The following is a 16,127-nucleotide window of genomic DNA, read 5'->3' on the forward strand; positions in this document are numbered from 1 at the left end:
CCCCAAAGTATAGTGAGGCCATGAAGCCCAAGACCTTTTCCCCCATCCTCACCGCCAAAGGGGTCAGGCTCGCCCTGGCCGTGGGCCGCTTCAACGAGCGGGTGACCAAGCTCCTTTTGGAGGGGGCTCTGGAGGCCTACGCCCGGCTTGGGGGGGACCCCGCCGAGGTCCTGGTGGCCTGGGTTCCGGGTTCCTTTGAGCTTCCCTTGGTGGCCAAGCGCCTGGCGAGCCGCCCCGACGTGGACGCCGTGGTGGCCCTGGGGGCGGTGATCCGGGGGGAGACCCCCCACTTTGAGTACGTGGCCGCCCAGGCGGCAGGCGGCCTCATGCAGGCCATGCTCCAGACGGAGAAGCCCATCGTCTTCGGGGTCCTCACCACCAACACCCCCGAGGAGGCCCAGGAAAGGGCCGGGGGCAAGGCGGGGAATAAGGGGGCCGAGGCGGTCTTCACCGCCATCGAGATGGTGCGCCTTCTGGAGGCTATTTCCCGGTGAAGAGGGCCCGGGCGTAGCGGAGGTGGAGGTAGAGGAAGCACCCGAGGCAGAAGCCGAAGGCCAGGTTGATAAAGGCGAGGAGGGCCACCAGGAGGGCCAGGGTGTAGCCCACCCCCTTCAGGCCCAGGAGAAGGGCGAGGGAGGCCAGGCCTAGGAAAACCGCCCCCAGGAAGCGGGCGAAGCGGTGGGGCCGGGGGTCCTCCTCCACCACATGGGGGGGAAGGCGGAGAAGGCGTTTCAAGGCCACCATCAGGTCTAGGGGGGTGTGCTGGCTCGCCAGCAGGAGGAAGAGGGCGTACACGAGCCAGGGCAGGTCCAAAAGGGCCGCCAGGGGGAGGGTGAGCACCAGAAGGGTCTGGTTGAAGCGGAGCTGGTTCCGGTCCGTCTTCATGGCCCTCAGTATACCTATGCGCTCCATAAGCTAAATGGTAAAGGGCACCCTGGGCCTGGCAGAATGGGGAGGATGGTCCCCCTGCTCACCACCCCCCTCCCCGTTCCCCACGGCTTCACCACCCGCCTTGGGGGCGTGTCCGAAGGCCCCTTTTCCAGCCTCAACCTTTCCGCCTCCACCGGGGACGACCCCGAGAGGGTGGCGGAGAACCAAAGGCGGGTCCTCGAGGCCTTCGGCCACCCCAAGGTGGCGGGCCTCAAGCAGGTCCACGGCACGGCGGTGCACCTCGTGGAAGGCCCCGGGGTCTGGGAAGGGGACGGCCTCCTCACCCGTACCCCCGGCCTCCTCCTCCGGGTGGGGGTGGCGGACTGCTACCCCCTGCTCCTCTACCACCCGGGGGGGCTGGTGGGGGCTTTGCACGCGGGCTGGCGGGGGGTGGTGGGGGGGATCCTTCCCAAGGCCTTGGAAAGGATCGCGGCCCTGGGGTTAGACCCCTCGGAGGTCCACCTGGCCATCGGCCCGGGGATCGGGGGGGCGTGCTACCAGGTGGGGGAGGAGGTGGCGGAGGCCTTCGCCCGGGCGGGCCTTCCCACCTTCACCCCGGACCCCAAGGCCCCGGGCAAGTATCTCCTGGACCTGGAAGCAGCCCTCCTCCTCCAGGCCCAGGAGGCGGGGCTTAAGGAGGAGCGCATCTACCGGGTGGGGCTTTGCACCCACTGCGCTCCCACCCTCTTCTCCCATCGCCGCGACCGGGGGAGGACGGGGAGGATGTGGGGCCTCGTCCTGCTTCCCCGTTAAGCCCCCGTTCACCCCGCCCGTGGCACAATGAGGCCATGTTCTTCCCCCGGGAGGTGCTGCCCTCCCTCCTTCACCTCACCCCGGAGTGGCTTAGGGCCAGGGGCCTTAGGGGGGTGATCCTGGACCTGGACAACACCCTCCTGCCCTACGGGGAAGAGGAGCTTCCCGAGGCCTATGGGGCGTGGCTTGGGGCCTTGAAGGAAGCGGTGCCCGTCTACCTCCTCTCCAACGCCCTCCCCGAGCGCTTTGCCCGGGTGCAGAGGGCCCTTGGCCTTCCCGGCCACGCCCCGGCCCTCAAGCCCTGGCTCGGTTTCCGCCGGGCCCTGAAGGCCCTGGGCCTTCCCCCGGGGGAGGTGGCGGTGGTGGGGGACCAGGTCTTCACCGACGTGCTCGGGGGGAACCTGGTGGGGGCCTACACCGTCTTGGTGCCGCCCTTGCGGGACGAGGAGTTTGTTTACACGCGTTTCATACGGATGCTGGAGACTCCCTTTAGAAGACCTCGAGGGGTGTGAGATGAGCGTCTTGACCATAGGGGACAAAAGGCTGGGGGCGATCCTGTTGGACTCCGGGCTCCTCACGGACGAGGAGCTGCAGATGGCCCTGGAAAGGCACCGGGAGGTGGGGGGCTCCTTGGCCGAGGTGGTGAGCGACATGGGCCTCCTCTCGGAAAGGCGCATCGCCCAGGCCATTGAGGACCACTTCGGCATCCCCTTGGTGGAGCTTCACTCCCTGGAAATCCCGCCAAGGGTGAGGGCCCTCTTGCCGGCGGAGAAGGCCAGGGAGCTCCAGGCCATCCCCTTCGCCCTGGACGAGGAGGCGGGGGTGGTGCGGGTGGCCTTCGTCAACCCCTTGGACCCCCTGGGCCTGGAGGAGATAGAAGACCTCACCGGCCTCGTGGTGGAGCCCTACCAGGCCACCAAGACCGACTTCCTCTACGCCTTGGCCAAGAACTACCCCGAGCTCGGCCTGCCCCTTCCCCCCTTGCCCTCGGGCCCAAGCCGGGGGGAGTTGAGGCTGGGGGAGCTCCTGGTGAAGAAGGGCCTCCTTTCCCGGGAGGCCTTGGAGGAGGCCTTGGCGGAACAGGAGAAGACGGGGGACCTTCTGGGGCGGGTTCTGGTGCGAAGGGGCCTTTCCGAGGAGGCCCTGTACCAGACCCTGGCCGAGCAGGAGGGTCTGGAGTTCTTGGAAAGCACCGAGGGCCTGGACCCCGACCCCTCCGCCACCGCCCTCCTCCTCCGCGCCGATGCCCTGCGCCACGGGGCCGTGCCCTTGGGCTTTAAGGAGGGCAGGCTGGAGGTGGTCCTTCACGACCCCCGGCACAAGGAGGCGGTGGAAAGGCTTCTGGGCCGCCCCGCCCGCTTCTACCTCACCCCGCCCCAGGCCTGGGAGGCCCTTTTCCAGCGGGCCTATCCCGAGAAGGGGCGCCTGGGGGAGGTCCTGGTGCAGGAGGGGCGCCTTTCCCGGGAGCACCTCAGGGAGGCCCTGGAGGTGCAGAAGCGCCTGCCCAAGGCCAAGCCCTTGGGGGAGATCCTGGTGGAGCTGGGCCTGGCCCGGCCCGAGGACGTGGAGGAGGCCCTGAGGAAGCAGCGGCAGGGGGGAGGGCGCCTCGAGGACACCCTGGTCCAGTCGGGGAAGCTCAAGCCCGAGGCCCTGGCCCAGGCGGTGGCCGCCCAGCTGGGATACCCCTACATCAACCCCGAGGCCGACCCCCCCGATCCTTCGGCGGCCCTCCTCCTGCCCGAGGACCTGGCCCGCCGCTACGGGGTCTTCCCCCACCGCCTGGAGGGGAACCGCCTGGTCCTCCTCATGAAGGACCCCCGGAACATCCTGGCCCTGGACGACGTGCGCCTGGCCCTGAAGCGTAAGGGGCTGGCCTACGAGGTGGCCCCCGCCGTGGCCACCGAGGCGGCCATCACCAGGCTCATAGAGCGCTTCTACGGCAAGGAGGAGCTGGGGGAGCTGGCCAAGGAGCTTTCCAAGGGGTACCAGGAGGAGGAGGTCCAGGCCGTCACCGACCTGGACGAAAGCGCCGCCCAGCGGTTCGTCAAGCAGGTGATCCGGGAGGCCTACCTCCAGGATGCCTCCGACATCCACATCGAGCCCAGGCAGTCGGACGTCCTGGTGCGCCTCCGGGTGGACGGCACCTTACGCCAGTACACCACCCTGCCCAAGGGGGCCTTGAACCCCATCATCAGCGTCATCAAGATCATGGGGGAGCTCAACATCGCCGAAAGGCGCCTCCCCCAAGACGGCCGGGTGCGCTACCGGGAAGGGGCCATCGACCTGGACCTACGGCTTTCCACCCTGCCCACGGTCTACGGGGAAAAGGCGGTGATGCGCCTCCTGAAGAAGGCCAGCGACATCCCGGAGATAGAAAACCTCGGCTTCGCCCCCGGGGTCTTTGAGCGCTTCCAGGAGGTGATCTCCAAGCCTTACGGCATCTTCCTCATCACCGGGCCCACGGGCTCGGGGAAGAGCTTCACCACCTTCTCCATCCTCAAGCGCATCGCCACCCCCGACAAGAACACCCAGACCATTGAGGACCCCGTGGAGTACGAGATCCCCGGCATCAACCAGACCCAGGTGAACCCCCAGGCCGGCCTCACCTTCGCCCGCGCCCTCAGGGCCTTCCTTCGGCAGGACCCCGACATCATCATGGTGGGGGAGATCCGCGATTCCGAGACCGCCAAGATCGCCACGGAGGCCGCCCTCACCGGCCACCTGGTCATCGCCACCCTGCACACCAACGACGCCGCCCAGGCCATCACCCGCCTGGACGAGATGGGGGTGGAGCTCTTCAACATCTCCGCCGCCCTCATCGGCGTCCTCTCCCAGAGGCTCGTCCGGAAGATCTGCGAGCACTGCAAGGTGGAGGTCCGTCCGGACCCCGAGGTCCTAAGGCGCCTCGGGCTTTCCGAGGCAGAGATGGGGGAGGTCAAGCTCTACAAGGGCATGGGGTGCGAGCGGTGTAGCGGCACCGGCTACAAGGGCCGCTACGCCATCCACGAGCTTTTGGTGGTGGACGACGAGATCCGCCACGCCATCGTGGCCGGAAAGTCGGCCACGGAGATCAAGGAGATCGCCCGGAGAAAGGGCATGAAAACCCTGCGGGAAGATGGCCTTTACAAGGCCTTCCAGGGGATTACCACCCTCGAGGAGGTCCTGGCGAGGACCATTGAGTAGGAGGGAGTATGCCGAAGACGCCCGACATCGTGGACCTTTTGAGCCTGGCCGTGGAGCGGGGAGCCAGCGACCTGGTCATCACCGTGGGCCTGCCTCCCATGATCAAGGTGGACGGGGAGTTCCACCCCACGGAGTACGAGCCCCTTTCTCCCCAGGACACCCGCCGCCTCATGTACGCCCTCATGGACGAGAAGCAACAGCGCGTCTTTGAGGAGGAAAAGGAGCTGGACTTCTCCTTCAGCCTCCCGGGCAAGGGGCGCTACCGGGTGAACGTCTTCCTGCAGCGGGGAAGCGTGGGCGGGGTCTTGAGGGTGGTGCCCGCCGTCATCAAGAGCTTTGAGGAGCTGGGCCTGCCCAAGGGCATCGCCGAGATCGCCATGGCCCCAAGAGGCCTCGTTCTGGTCACGGGGCCTACGGGGAGCGGGAAGAGCACCACCCTGGCCTCCATGATCGACTACATCAACGAACGCAAGCCCGTGCACATCGTGACCATCGAGGACCCCATAGAGTTTTTCCACAAGCACAAGAAGGCCATCGTCAACCAACGGGAGATCGGCGCCGACACCCACGGCTTCCACAAGGCCCTCCGTAGCGTCCTCCGCCAGGCCCCGGACGTGATCCTGGTGGGGGAGTTGCGGGACTACGAGACCATCGCCGCCGCCATCACCGCCGCCGAGACCGGCCACCTGGTCATGGGCACCCTCCACACCAACTCCGCCCCCGAGACCATAGACCGCATCATCGACGTCTTCCCGCAAAACCAGCAGGAGCAGGTGCGGGTCCAGCTCTCCAACAACCTGGTGGCGGTCCTCACCCAGCAGCTCCTGCCCAAGGCCTTTGGCGGCGGGCGGGTGCTGGCCTATGAACTCATGATCGCCACCCCGGCCGTTAGGGCCCTCATCCGGGAGGGGAAGAGCCACCAGCTAAGGAGCGTCATCCAAACGGGCGGCCAGTACGGGATGATCACCATGGACGCCTGCCTGGCGGACCTTTACCGGCGCAAGCTCATCACCTACGAGATGGGCCTCGCCCGGGCCGTGGACCCCAAGGAGTTCATGCGCTTGAGCGGGACAGGGGAGGGGGAGAAGGAGGGGCGGCGCGGTAAACTCTAAGCCATGTACGAGGCGGCCATCGGCCTCGAGGTCCACCTCCACCTCAGGACCCGGACCAAGGCCTTTTGCGGCTGCGAAGCCGACTACTTCGGGGCCCCCCCCAACACCCACACCTGTCCCGTCTGCTTGGGCCTGCCCGGGGCCCTGCCCGTGGCCAACCGAAAGGCGGTGGAGTACGGCTTAAGGCTCGCCCTGGCCCTGGGGGCGGAGGTGCCGGAAAGGCTGGTCTTCCACCGCAAGAACTACTTCTACCCCGACCTCCCCAAAAACTACCAGATCAGCCAGTACGACCTGCCCCTGGGCCTGGGGGGAAGCGTTCCTCTGGGGGAGAGGCGGGTGCGCATCAAGCGCCTCCACCTGGAGGAGGACGCCGGCAAGAGCCTCCACCTGGAGGGGAGGACCCTCCTGGACCTCAACCGGGCGGGAAGCCCCCTCATTGAACTCGTCACCGAGCCCGACCTAAAGACCCCCGAGGAGGCCAGGCTCTTTCTCCAGCGCATCCAGGCCTTGGTCCAGACCCTGGGCATCTCCGACGCCACCCCTGAGGAAGGAAAGCTCCGGGCCGACGTGAACGTCTCCGTGCGCCGGGTGGGGGAGCCTTTGGGCACCAAGGTGGAGATCAAGAACCTCAACTCCTTCAAAAGCGTCCAGCGGGCCCTGGAGTACGAGATCCGCCGCCAGACGGAGGTCCTGAGGCGGGGGGAGCGGGTGAAGCAGGCCACCCTGGGCTTTGAGGAGGGGAGCGGCAAGACCTACCCCATGCGCACCAAGGAGGAGGAGGCGGACTACCGCTACTTTCCCGAGCCCGACCTGCCCCCGGTGCCTATCCCCCGGGCTTGGCTTGCGGAGGTGCGGCAAGGGCTACCCGAACTTCCCTGGGACAAGGAGGCCCGCTACCGGGCCCTGGGCATCAAGGAAAAAGACGCCGAGGTCCTGGCCTACGCCCCGGCCCTCTCCCGCTTCCTGGACGATGCCCTCTCCTTCGGCCTCGCCTCTCCCCAGGCCCTGGCCAACTGGCTCTTGGCCGACGTCATGGGCCTTTTGAACGAGCGCGGCCTCCCCTTGGAGGCCACCCGGCTTGCCCCCAGGGCCCTGGCCCACCTGGTGGCCCTCTTTGAGCGGGGGGAGGTCACCAGCCGGGTGGCCAAGGCGCTTCTGCCCGAGCTCTTGGAGGGCCGGGATCCCGAGGCCCTGGTGCGGGAGCGAGGCCTTAGGGTGGTGGCCGACGAGGCCGCCCTGAAGGCCGTGGTGGCCGAGGCCCTCGCCGCCCTGCCCGAGGCGGCGGAGAGCGTCCGCCAGGGCAAGCTCAAGGCCCTGGACGCTCTGGTGGGCCAGGTGATGCGCAGGACCAAAGGGCAGGCCAAGCCGGAGGTGGTGCGGAGGCTCCTCCTGGAAGCCCTTGGGGTAGGATAGGGCCGATGCGCTACGAGGAGGCCGGGGTCCACATAGAGGCGAAGGCCTTGGCCCTAAGGCGGGCCAAGGCCGAGTTGGAGGCCACCTACACCCCCGAGGTGCTCCGGGGCCTGGGGGCCTTCGGCGGGCTCTTTGACGCCAAGGCCCTCCAGGAGATGCGCCACCCCGTCTTGGTGGCCACCACCGACGGGGTGGGGACCAAGACCCTTCTGGCCCTGCAGGCGGGGGACGTTTCCGGCCTGGGCTTTGACCTGGTGAACCACTCGGTGAACGACCTCCTGGCCCAAGGGGCCAAGCCCCTCTTCTTCCTGGACTACCTGGCGGCGAGCCGCTTGGACGAGGAGGTCCTCTCCGCTCTCCTCACCTCCTTGGCCGAGGCCTGCCGGGCCCAAGGCATTCCCCTTTTAGGGGGGGAGACCGCCGAGATGCCGGGGGTGTACCGGGAGGGGGCCTGGGACCTGGCGGGGACTTTGGTGGGGGTGGTGGAGCGGGACCGGATCCTGGGCCCGGAGCGGGTGCGGGCGGGGGATGTCCTTTGGGGTCTCGCTTCTTCCGGCCCCCACACCAACGGCTACTCCCTTATCCGCAAGGTGGTGGCGGGACAGGACCTGGAAGCCTTCGTCCCCGAGCTCGGGGAGACCCTTAAGGAGGCCCTCCTGCGCCCCCACCGCTCCTACCTCCCGGAGTTCCTCCGCCTCGAGGCCGCCCGGGTGGAGGTCCACGCCATCGCCCACATCACCGGGGGAGGCCTCCCCGAAAACCTCCCCCGGGCCCTTCCCCAAGGCCTGGGAGCGGAGGTCTGGAAGGGCACCTGGCCTGTGCCCCCTGTTTTTCCTTACCTCCAGCGCCTGGGGGAGATCCCTGAGGAGGAGATGTACCGGGTCTTTAACATGGGCTTGGGTCTTGTCCTCGTCCTTCCGGAGGAGGAAGCGGCCAAGGCCCAGGCCCTTGTGGGCGGTTTCCCGGTGGGTCGGGTGGTTCCGGGCGAGGGAGTCCAGCTCCTATGACGGAGATCTGGCTAATACGCCACGGCGAAACGGCATGGAACGCGGAGAAGCGCTTTCAAGGCCACCTGGACATCCCCCTTTCCCCCTCGGGGGTCGGCCAGGCCTTCCGCCTGGCCCAGCGGCTTGCCCGTAGCGGCTTCGCCTTTACCAGCCTTTTCTCCTCCGATCTCCGCCGGGCCAGGGAGACCGCCGAGCCCCTTTCGGCCGTCCTTGGCCTTCCCGTAAAGACCACTCCCCTTCTGCGGGAGATCGACGTGGGGGCCTTGGCGGGCCTGACCCGCCAGGAGGCCGAGGCGCATTATCCCGAGTTTTTCCGCAAGGCCTGGGAGGAACCTTGGTACACCTCCCGCCCCGGCGGGGAGAGCATGGCCGATGTGGCCAGACGGCTACAGACCTTTTTGGAAAGCCTTCCCGCAGGTAGGCACCTTGTGCTCACCCATGGAGGTGTGGTACGGGCGGCCCTTAAGCTGGCCTTGAACCTGGAGGGGGATTCTTGGAGGCGCTTTCATATTCCCAACACCTCCATTACCCGCCTCCTCTTTCCCCAGCAGGAGGTCCTCACCGTCTCCGACGCTGCCCATTTGGAAACCTGGGCCGACTGGCTCTCCGATGAAAGTTTGAAATAAGGCGCAATATCCTGCCTTTGCGCGGTGTGAGGGTGAGGTTGAGTAAAAACCCCCCAGGTTTCAGGCCTGGGGGGTTTGTGTGGTGGAGCGGGAGACGGGACTTGAACCCGCGACCCCGACCTTGGCAAGGTCGTGCTCTACCGACTGAGCTACTCCCGCGTGAGGGAAATCCCCCGCACCGACCTACTCTTCCGGGACCCTGCGGTCCCAGTACCATCGGCGCTGGCGCGTTTCACTTCCGTGTTCGGAATGGGAACGGGTGGTTCCACGCCGCTATGGGCACGGGGGATTTTTGTGTTTTGTTTTTGAAAGGTTCCGCACCGCCTTTGGGGGCGGGGGATCCTGCTGGGGTGGGGTATAAGTGCGTGGGAGGGTCAAGACCTCGGACGATTGGGACCGGTCAGCTCAACGCCTCGCGGCGCTTACACATCCGGCCCATTGACCGGGTGATCTTCCCGGGTCCTTACCGGCTTAGAGCCGTGGGAGGCCTAATCTTGGGGCGGGTTTCCCGCTTAGATGCTTTCAGCGGTTATCCCTTCCGCACATGGCTACCCAGCGTATGCCCCTGGAGGGACAGCTGGGAGACCAGAGGTGCGTCCCTTCCGGTCCTCTCGTACTAGGAGGGGGTTCCCTCAAGCCTCCTGCGCCCGTGGCGGATAGAGACCGAACTGTCTCACGACGTTCTGAACCCAGCTCGCGTGCCGCTTTAATGGGCGAACAGCCCAACCCTTGGGACCTTCTTCAGCCCCAGGATGCGACGAGCCGACATCGAGGTGCCAAACCTCCCCGCCGCTGTGGACGCTCGGGGGAGATCAGCCTGTTATCCCCGGGGTAACTTTTATCCGTTGATCGATGGCCCTTCCACACGGGACCACCGGTTCACTAGGCCCGGCTTTCGCCCCTGCTTGGCTTGTGAGCCTTACAGTCAGGCCCCCTTATACCCTTGCGCTCTCTGGCGGATTTCCGACCCGCCTGAGGGGACCTTTGGGCGCCTCCGTTACGTTTTAGGAGGCGACCACCCCAGTCAAACTGCCTGCCAAGCGCTGTTCCCTTTTGGGGTTAGGCTTCCAGCCGCGCCAGGGTGGTATTTCACTGGTGCCTCCGCCGCCCCCGAGAGGGCGGTTTCGCCGGCTCCCACCTATTCTACGCAGGCGAGGCCGGAGGCCAACGCCAGGCTGCAGTAAAGCTCCACGGGGTCTTTTCGTCCTGCCACGGGTAGGCCGCATCTTCACGGCCAGTTCAATTTCACCGGGTCCCTCGCCGAGACAGCGCTCCGGTCGTTACGCTTTTCGTGCAGGTCGGAACTTACCCGACAAGGAATTTCGCTACCTTAGGACCGTTATAGTTACGGCCGCCGTTCACCGGGGCTTCGGTTTGGGGCTTGCACCCCTCCCCTTGACCTTCCGGCACCGGGCAAGCGTCGCTCCCTATACGTCCTCTTGCGAGTTAGCAGAGAGCTGTGTTTTTGGTAAACAGTCGCCAGAGCCTGTTCACTGCGGCTCCCCTTGCGGGGAGCACCCCTTCTTCCGAGGTTACGGGGCCAGTTTGCAGAGTTCCTTGGCGAGGGTTATCCCGCGCGCCTTGGTGCACTTGCACCCGCCCACCTGTGTCGGTTTGCGGTACGGGTTCCCGCGGGTTGAGCTTAGAGGCTTTTCTTGGCTCCATGGCTTTGGGGGGTTATCACCCTTACGGGCTTCCCCACCACACAGGGTTTTATGGGAGGCGGATTTGCCTACCTCCCGCCCTGCGCTTCTGGCCGGGCACGTCCATGGCTCCGGGCCCCCTAGCCTAGAGCGTCCCCCCATCGCACCTGCGGGAAGGGCCGGAATATTAACCGGCTGTCCATCGGCTGCGCCTTTTGGCTGTGCCTTAGGTCCCGCCTAACCCTACGCTGACGACCATTGCGTAGGAACCCTTGGGCTTACGGCGACAGGGATTCTCACCCTGTTTATCGTTACTCATGCCGGCATTCGCACTTCCCATACCTCCAGCCGCCCTCGCGGGTCGGCCTTCGTCGGCATAGGGAACGCTCCCCTACCGCCTGGGGTTTGATTTCCAGGCCCACAGCTTCGGTGCTGGGCTTAAGCCCCGATCATTTTCGGCGCGGTACCGCTCGACCAGTGAGCTATTACGCACTCTTTAAAGGGTGGCTGCTTCTAAGCCAACCTCCTGGCTGTCTTTGCGGCGCCACATCCTTTACCACTTAGCCCAGACTTAGGGACCTTAGCTGGCGGTCTCGGTTGTTCCCGCGCTTGGACGCGGACGTTATCGCTCGCGCCCTCACTCCCGGGCTGCGCCTGGGGCTCTTCGGAGTTTGACAGGGTTTGGTAGGCTGGTGGGCCCCCTAGCCCTATCAGTGCTCTACGGGCCCCAGTCAGTGCCCGAGGCTGACCCTAAAGTCATTTCGGGGAGAACCAGCTATCTCCGGGTTCGGTTAGCTTTTCACTCCTAGCCCCAGCTCATCCGAGGGGTTTTCATCCCCCACCGGTTCGGGCCTCCACTGGACGTTACTCCAGCTTCACCCTGGCCAGGGCTAGCTCACCCGGTTTCGGGTCCACGGCCACGGACTGGGCGCCCTGTTCGGACTTGGTTTCCCTACGCCTTCGCCTGGACGGCTTAAGCTTGCCCATGGCCGTGAGTCGCCGGCTCATGCTTCAATAGGCACGCCACAACCCCTGGTGGGGCCGTGACTGCTTGTAAGCCCACGGTTTCAGGTTCTATTTCACTCCCCTCCCGGGGTTCTTTTCACCTTTCCCTCACGGTACTGGTGCGCTATCGGTCACCCGGAGTACTTAGCCTTAGGCGGTGGTCCGCCCGGATTCCCCCATGGCTCCACGGACCACGGGGTACTCGGGTACCCTCACCTATCCTTTAGCCTTTTGCCTACGGGGCTTTCACCCTCTTTGGCGCTGTTTTCCAGCAGCTTCGGCTAGGCTTAGGATTTGGTGTTTGAGGGCCCCACGACCCCGCCCGGGCGAGCCGGGCGGTTTAGGCTGGTCCCCTTTCGCTCGCCGCTACTGAGGGAGTCGCTTTCGCTTTCTTTTCCTCTGGGTACTGAGATGTTTCAGTTCCCCAGGTTCCCTCCGCCTTTGTGGCGGTGACCGGCGTTTACGCCGGCCGGGTTACCCCATTGGGAGATCCAGGGATCAAAGCCTGCTACCGGCTCCTCCTGGCTTATCGCAGGTAGCCACGTCCTTCATCGGCTCGGGTGCCGAGGCATCCACCGTGGGCCCTTAGTATCTTGACCCTCTTTGAGGCCTAGCGGATGCTTGGCCTTGGTGTCTGATGAGCCACCCCAGCTTTCAAGGTCCCCCGCCGCCCTCTGGGCAGCGCAAAGAAGAATCTACCAAACCCGAGGGGGACTGTCAAGGGGGAAGGGGCTTGCCTAGTAAATCGCCTTGTACCCCGGAGGGGGCGGGAGAAGGGAGAGAAGAACCCTAAGGCCGTAGGCGATGAGCTCCAAAAGCGCCCGCGCCATGGCCGTCCAAGGCTTCCGCTCCATGAGGTATCCCCCACCCAGCCGCGTCTTCTTCCCCCCAAACCCCCCCTCCACTACCCCGCGAAACCGGTACACCTCGGGGTCCCACCCCTCCCGCGCCCGCACCCGCGCCTCGTCCCTGGCCTCGCCCCCGCCCCGAAGCCGGATCACCGGCCGCACCCCCGCCTCCCCCAAAGCCCCCCACACCTCCTTCCCGTCAAACCTCGCGTCCGCCAAAAGCCACCCCCCAGTAAGGGCAAACCGCCCCAGGGCCACAAGAGCCGCCTCCCCTTATCCCACCGCATCAGGGTCAGAAGCCGCGCGTGCCCCCGCACCCGCCGCACCTCCTTCCCCCGACGGAAGCGGAGAAGCCGGTCCTTGCTCCTGTAGGCCAGCCCCGTGGTGTCCATGAGGTAGAGGGGGGGAAAGCGCTCCGGGAGGGGCTCCCGGGGAAGAGGCCTGGGGGCGCCCTGGCTCCTGACCCTCCCCTTCAGGGGAAGGCAAGGAGGCCAGGTGGGCCTCCAGTTCCCGGGAAAGCCTCTCCAGGAGGGCCTCAAGGAGTTCGGGGTCCAGGTGATGCACGGCGTAGCGGGCCAGGGACTGGTGGGAGGGGAAGGGCCTTTCCATGAGGTCCTGGAGGAAGGCCTCCGTCTTGCGGTAGGTGAGGCGGAAGAAGGCGCGGTAAAGGTGGAGGGCCAGGTATAGGGCGTGGTCGTAGCGCCAGGGGCGGCCCCGCTTGCCCTTGGGGGTGGGTGGGGCCACCTCCTGGGCCAGGCGCAGGCAGTGTTCCAGGACCTCCTTGGGACCCGCCTCCCGGCGAACAAAGCCGTGCTTGCCCATCAGGAGGGAGATATACACCTGACGGGCTTGCCTTTGCAAGGCAAGCCCACAGGCCGGGGCGGGCCCTACATCCAGGAGAGCCCCAGCTGGGCCTCGAGGTGGCCCACCCGAAGGCCCCGGTAGTTGCGCACCTCGGGCCGGTCCCAGGGGGTGGGGCCGGGGTCCAGCCCCAGGGTCCGAAGAAGGGCCACCACCATCACCTCCCGGGCCTGGGCCGAGCCGTCCTCCACCTTCAAGGCGAGGCCCAGGGGCCCCTTGGGGCTTTCCAGGAGGGCGAGGCCGTAGTACCCGTCCGCCCCCCGCTTGGCCACCAGGGGGAGGCGCTCCATGAGGAGGGTGTCTATGCTCCCCGGCCCGGCCACCAGGTGTGGGTGGCGGCGCATGGCCTCCCGCACGCGCCTCAGGGGCTCCCGGTAAGCCTTAGGGGCTTCCTCCGGGGCCGCCAGGAGGTAGAAGGCCCGGGCCGCCCGGGCCAGGGGCAGGGCGAAGGTGGGGACGCTGCAGCCGTCGGTGGCCTGGAGGGGCTCGGCCCCGGAAAGCTCGGCCAGGGTTTTCCGGTTCAGCGCCTGCACCGGATGGTCGGGGCGCTCGTACCCCTCGGTGGGGGCCCCTAGGGCCAGGGCCGCCGCCAGCATCCCGGCGTGCTTGCCCGAGCAGTTGTGGTGCAAGGGGGTCGGGCGGAGCCCCTGCTCCTCCAGGGCTTTCCGGGCTTCCCGGGAAAAGGGCGGGTGTACCCCGCAGACCAGGTGCTCCGGACCGAGGCCGAGCTTTCCCAGGAAGCGGGCGGCCACCTCCACGTGGGTTTCGGTGCCATCGTGGCTGGCGGTGGCCAGGGCCACTTCCTCCTCCGTGAGGCCGAACCGCTCCACCGCGCCCGTGAGGAAGAGGGCCAGGGCCTGGAAGGGCTTGGCTGAGGAGCGGAGATAGCTCACCAAAGCGGGGTCGCCGGCGTAGGCCAAGACCCCCTCCCTCCCGTACAGGGCCAAGGAGACCCGGTGCCGGTTTTCCACAAGCTCGCCGCGGTAGACCAAGACCTCCGCGCTCACCCCCCAAGTCTACGCCGGGCCTCGGCCAGGAGGGGCTTCCAGTCCAGGCCCAGGTAGGGGGAGGGGAGGCCCCGGAGCCTGGCCTCGGCCTTCCTCAGGTTCCTGAGGCCCCTTTGGCCCCGGGCCTTCTGGTGGAGGGCCGCCGCCAGAAGGATGAGCCCCTGGAGGAAGCGCCGCTTTTCCCCCTGGGCCTCGCGCCAGGCCTCTTCCAGGACCTCGTGGGCCTCAAAGTAGCGGCCCTCCCGCAGGTGGGCCAGGTAGGCTTCCAGGGGGTCCACCTTTCTAGGCTAACCTTAGGTCATGCGCCTCCTAGGGTGGGTCTTTCCCCTTTTCCTCATGGCCCAGGCCTTGAGGCTGGCCACCACCACCAGCGTGTACGATTCCGGGCTTTTGGACCGGCTCCTTCCCCCCTTTCAAAGGGCCACGGGCCTCCAGGTGGAGGTCTTGGCGGTGGGTACGGGCCAGGCCCTCAGGCTGGCAGAAAGGGGGGATGTGGATGCGGTGTTGGTCCACGCCCCCGAGCTGGAGGAAGAGGCCCTTAGGCAGGGGTATTTGGCGGAGGGGTTTTGCCTGGCGGCCAACACCTTCCTCCTGGTGGGACCCCCGGCCGACCCGGCCCGGGTGGGAGAGGCCAAGGACGTCCTCGAGGCCTTCCGGCGCATCGCCCTGGCCAAGGCCCCCTTCGTCTCCCGGGGGGACCGTTCCGGGACCCACCTCAAGGAGGTTTCCCTCTGGAAGCGGGCCGGGGTGGAGCCCAGGCCCCCCTGGTACCTAGAATCGGGGGCGGGGATGGGGCAGACCCTGGTCCTGGCGGCGGAAAAGGGAGCCTACACCCTTTCCGACCTCGCCACCCACCTGACCGTGGGGAAAAAGCGGGGCCTCGAGGCCCTTTACCGGAAGGAGGACCCCTTGCTCCTGAACCAGTACAGCTTCTACCCGGTGCCCCGATCCCCCAAGGTGGAGGAAGCCCGGAGGCTCCGTCGCTTCCTGGCCTCGGAGGAGGCCTCCGCCCGGGTGGCCTCCTTACAGGTGGAAGGGGTTCCCCTCTTCCGCCCCTTGGGGGGACGGTGTATCCTCCCGGTGGGTGGAGGCCGCTGAGCTCTGGGAGATCACCCTACGTAGCCTAGGGGTGGCGGGGGCGGCCACCCTTCTTGCGGCCCTTCCCGCCGTGCCCCTGGGGCTTTGGCTGGCCCTGAGGGGAGGAGGGGGGCTTTGGGGCCGGGTCCTCCTCTACGCGGGGATGGCCTTGCCCTCGGTGGTGGTGGGCCTTTTCCTCTACCTGCTCCTTTCCCGGTCGGGGCCTTTGGGGTCTTTGGGGCTCCTCTACACCCCCTACGCCATGGTGCTGGCGGAGGCCATCCTGGCCTTTCCCCTCATCGCCGCCTTTGTCCTCTCCGGGGCCAGGGCCAGGGTGGAGGAGGTGAGGCTCCTGGTGCGGAGCCTGGGGGGCGGGGAGGCCCAGGTCCTTCCCACCCTCTTCGGGGAGAGCCGCCGCACCCTGGCGGCGGCCCTGGCCGCAGGCTTCGGCGGGGCCATCAGCGAGGTGGGGGCGGCCACCCTAGTGGGAGGGGATATCCGCCACCACACCCGGGTGCTCACCACCGCCATCGTGGTGGAAACCCGCAAGGGGGAGTTGGAAGCGGCCCTGGCCTTGGGCATGGTGCTCCTCGGGGTGGCCTTCGTGGTCACCGCCCTCTTGGTCCTTTTGGAGCGGGAGTCAGCTACTGACGGCTAAAGCC

The 16,127-nt window shown here is 66.9% G+C and carries 13 protein-coding genes, 1 tRNA gene, 2 rRNA genes and 1 pseudogene; 10 read left to right on the forward strand and 7 right to left on the reverse strand.

The features are described from left to right. Positions 1-20 precede the first annotated feature (20 nt). Positions 21-494 carry a 6,7-dimethyl-8-ribityllumazine synthase gene (gene ribH / locus ACZ5RK_RS03285; protein WP_464909654.1) on the forward strand — a complete coding sequence of 158 codons (474 nt, stop codon included), beginning with the start codon at positions 21-23 and terminating at the stop codon, positions 492-494. Here ribH and ACZ5RK_RS03290 read toward each other — a convergent pair. Then, the gene (locus ACZ5RK_RS03290; protein ID WP_054647556.1) at positions 481-885 is read right to left on the reverse strand and encodes a DUF4395 family protein; all 405 of its coding nucleotides are present in this window, start codon (positions 883-885) and stop codon (positions 481-483) included. The two genes, ribH and ACZ5RK_RS03290, sit on opposite strands and share 14 nt — an antisense overlap. A 72-nt stretch (positions 886-957) precedes the next feature. Here ACZ5RK_RS03290 and pgeF point away from each other — a divergent pair, with 72 nt between their 5' ends. The 7 genes from pgeF to ACZ5RK_RS03325 are packed head-to-tail and all read left to right on the forward strand — an operon-like array spanning position 958 to position 9,024. Next, entirely contained in the window at positions 958-1,683 is a 726-nt protein-coding gene (gene pgeF, locus ACZ5RK_RS03295; protein ID WP_464909655.1) for a peptidoglycan editing factor PgeF, read from the forward strand. A gap of 35 nt (positions 1,684-1,718) precedes the next feature. Then, a complete protein-coding gene (locus ACZ5RK_RS03300; RefSeq protein ID WP_464909656.1) occupies positions 1,719-2,195 on the forward strand; it encodes a YqeG family HAD IIIA-type phosphatase in 477 nt (158 codons plus the stop codon). Position 2,196: 1 nt separating this feature from the next. Further along, positions 2,197-4,866, forward strand: coding sequence for a type IV pilus assembly ATPase PilB (gene pilB, locus ACZ5RK_RS03305; protein ID WP_464909657.1), 2,670 nt, complete (start codon positions 2,197-2,199; stop codon positions 4,864-4,866). 8 nt (positions 4,867-4,874) lie between these two features. Further along, complete coding sequence (locus ACZ5RK_RS03310) at positions 4,875-5,978, forward strand: type IV pilus twitching motility protein PilT (protein ID WP_464909658.1); 1,104 nt, start codon at positions 4,875-4,877, stop codon at positions 5,976-5,978. Between the two features lie 3 nt (positions 5,979-5,981). Further along, positions 5,982-7,391 carry an Asp-tRNA(Asn)/Glu-tRNA(Gln) amidotransferase subunit GatB gene (gene gatB / locus ACZ5RK_RS03315; RefSeq protein ID WP_464909659.1) on the forward strand — a complete coding sequence of 470 codons (1,410 nt, stop codon included), beginning with the start codon at positions 5,982-5,984 and terminating at the stop codon, positions 7,389-7,391. A gap of 5 nt (positions 7,392-7,396) precedes the next feature. Continuing rightward, positions 7,397-8,398 carry a phosphoribosylformylglycinamidine cyclo-ligase gene (gene purM, locus ACZ5RK_RS03320; protein WP_464909660.1) on the forward strand — a complete coding sequence of 334 codons (1,002 nt, stop codon included), beginning with the start codon at positions 7,397-7,399 and terminating at the stop codon, positions 8,396-8,398. After that, on the forward strand, positions 8,395-9,024 hold the full coding sequence (locus ACZ5RK_RS03325; RefSeq protein ID WP_054647878.1) for a histidine phosphatase family protein: 630 nt from the start codon (positions 8,395-8,397) through the stop codon (positions 9,022-9,024). Before purM ends, ACZ5RK_RS03325 begins: the two co-directional genes overlap by 4 nt. An 83-nt stretch (positions 9,025-9,107) precedes the next feature. Here the strand turns inward: ACZ5RK_RS03325 and ACZ5RK_RS03330 are convergent. The 6 genes and pseudogenes from ACZ5RK_RS03330 to ACZ5RK_RS03355 form a co-directional block, all read right to left on the reverse strand. After that, positions 9,108-9,183: transfer RNA gene (locus ACZ5RK_RS03330), tRNA-Gly, on the reverse strand. A gap of 11 nt (positions 9,184-9,194) precedes the next feature. Continuing rightward, positions 9,195-9,311: ribosomal RNA gene (rrf, locus tag ACZ5RK_RS03335) — 5S ribosomal RNA — on the reverse strand. Between the two features lie 83 nt (positions 9,312-9,394). After that, positions 9,395-12,271 (reverse strand): 23S ribosomal RNA (locus tag ACZ5RK_RS03340). Positions 12,272-12,409: 138 nt separating this feature from the next. Continuing rightward, positions 12,410-12,996: pseudogene (locus ACZ5RK_RS03345) on the reverse strand (transposase). 411 nt (positions 12,997-13,407) lie between these two features. Continuing rightward, entirely contained in the window at positions 13,408-14,388 is a 981-nt protein-coding gene (locus tag ACZ5RK_RS03350) for an asparaginase (protein ID WP_464909661.1), read from the reverse strand. Next, positions 14,385-14,666 (reverse strand): DUF309 domain-containing protein, encoded by a 282-nt coding sequence (locus tag ACZ5RK_RS03355; protein ID WP_464909662.1) that lies wholly within the window; start codon positions 14,664-14,666, stop codon positions 14,385-14,387. Before ACZ5RK_RS03355 ends, ACZ5RK_RS03350 begins: the two co-directional genes overlap by 4 nt. A 22-nt stretch (positions 14,667-14,688) precedes the next feature. On the opposite strand from ACZ5RK_RS03355, the gene ACZ5RK_RS03360 reads away from it, so the two are divergent. Together ACZ5RK_RS03360 and ACZ5RK_RS03365 are read left to right on the forward strand one after the other, a co-directional pair. Further along, entirely contained in the window at positions 14,689-15,486 is a 798-nt protein-coding gene (locus ACZ5RK_RS03360; RefSeq protein ID WP_054647387.1) for an ABC transporter substrate-binding protein, read from the forward strand. Further along, positions 15,473-16,123, forward strand: a complete 651-nt coding sequence (locus ACZ5RK_RS03365) for an ABC transporter permease (RefSeq protein ID WP_464909663.1) — start codon at positions 15,473-15,475, stop codon at positions 16,121-16,123. The genes ACZ5RK_RS03360 and ACZ5RK_RS03365 overlap by 14 nt, the downstream gene beginning before the upstream one ends. The last annotated feature ends 4 nt before the right edge of the window (positions 16,124-16,127 follow it).

Source organism: Thermus kawarayensis JCM 12314, assembly GCF_055393575.1.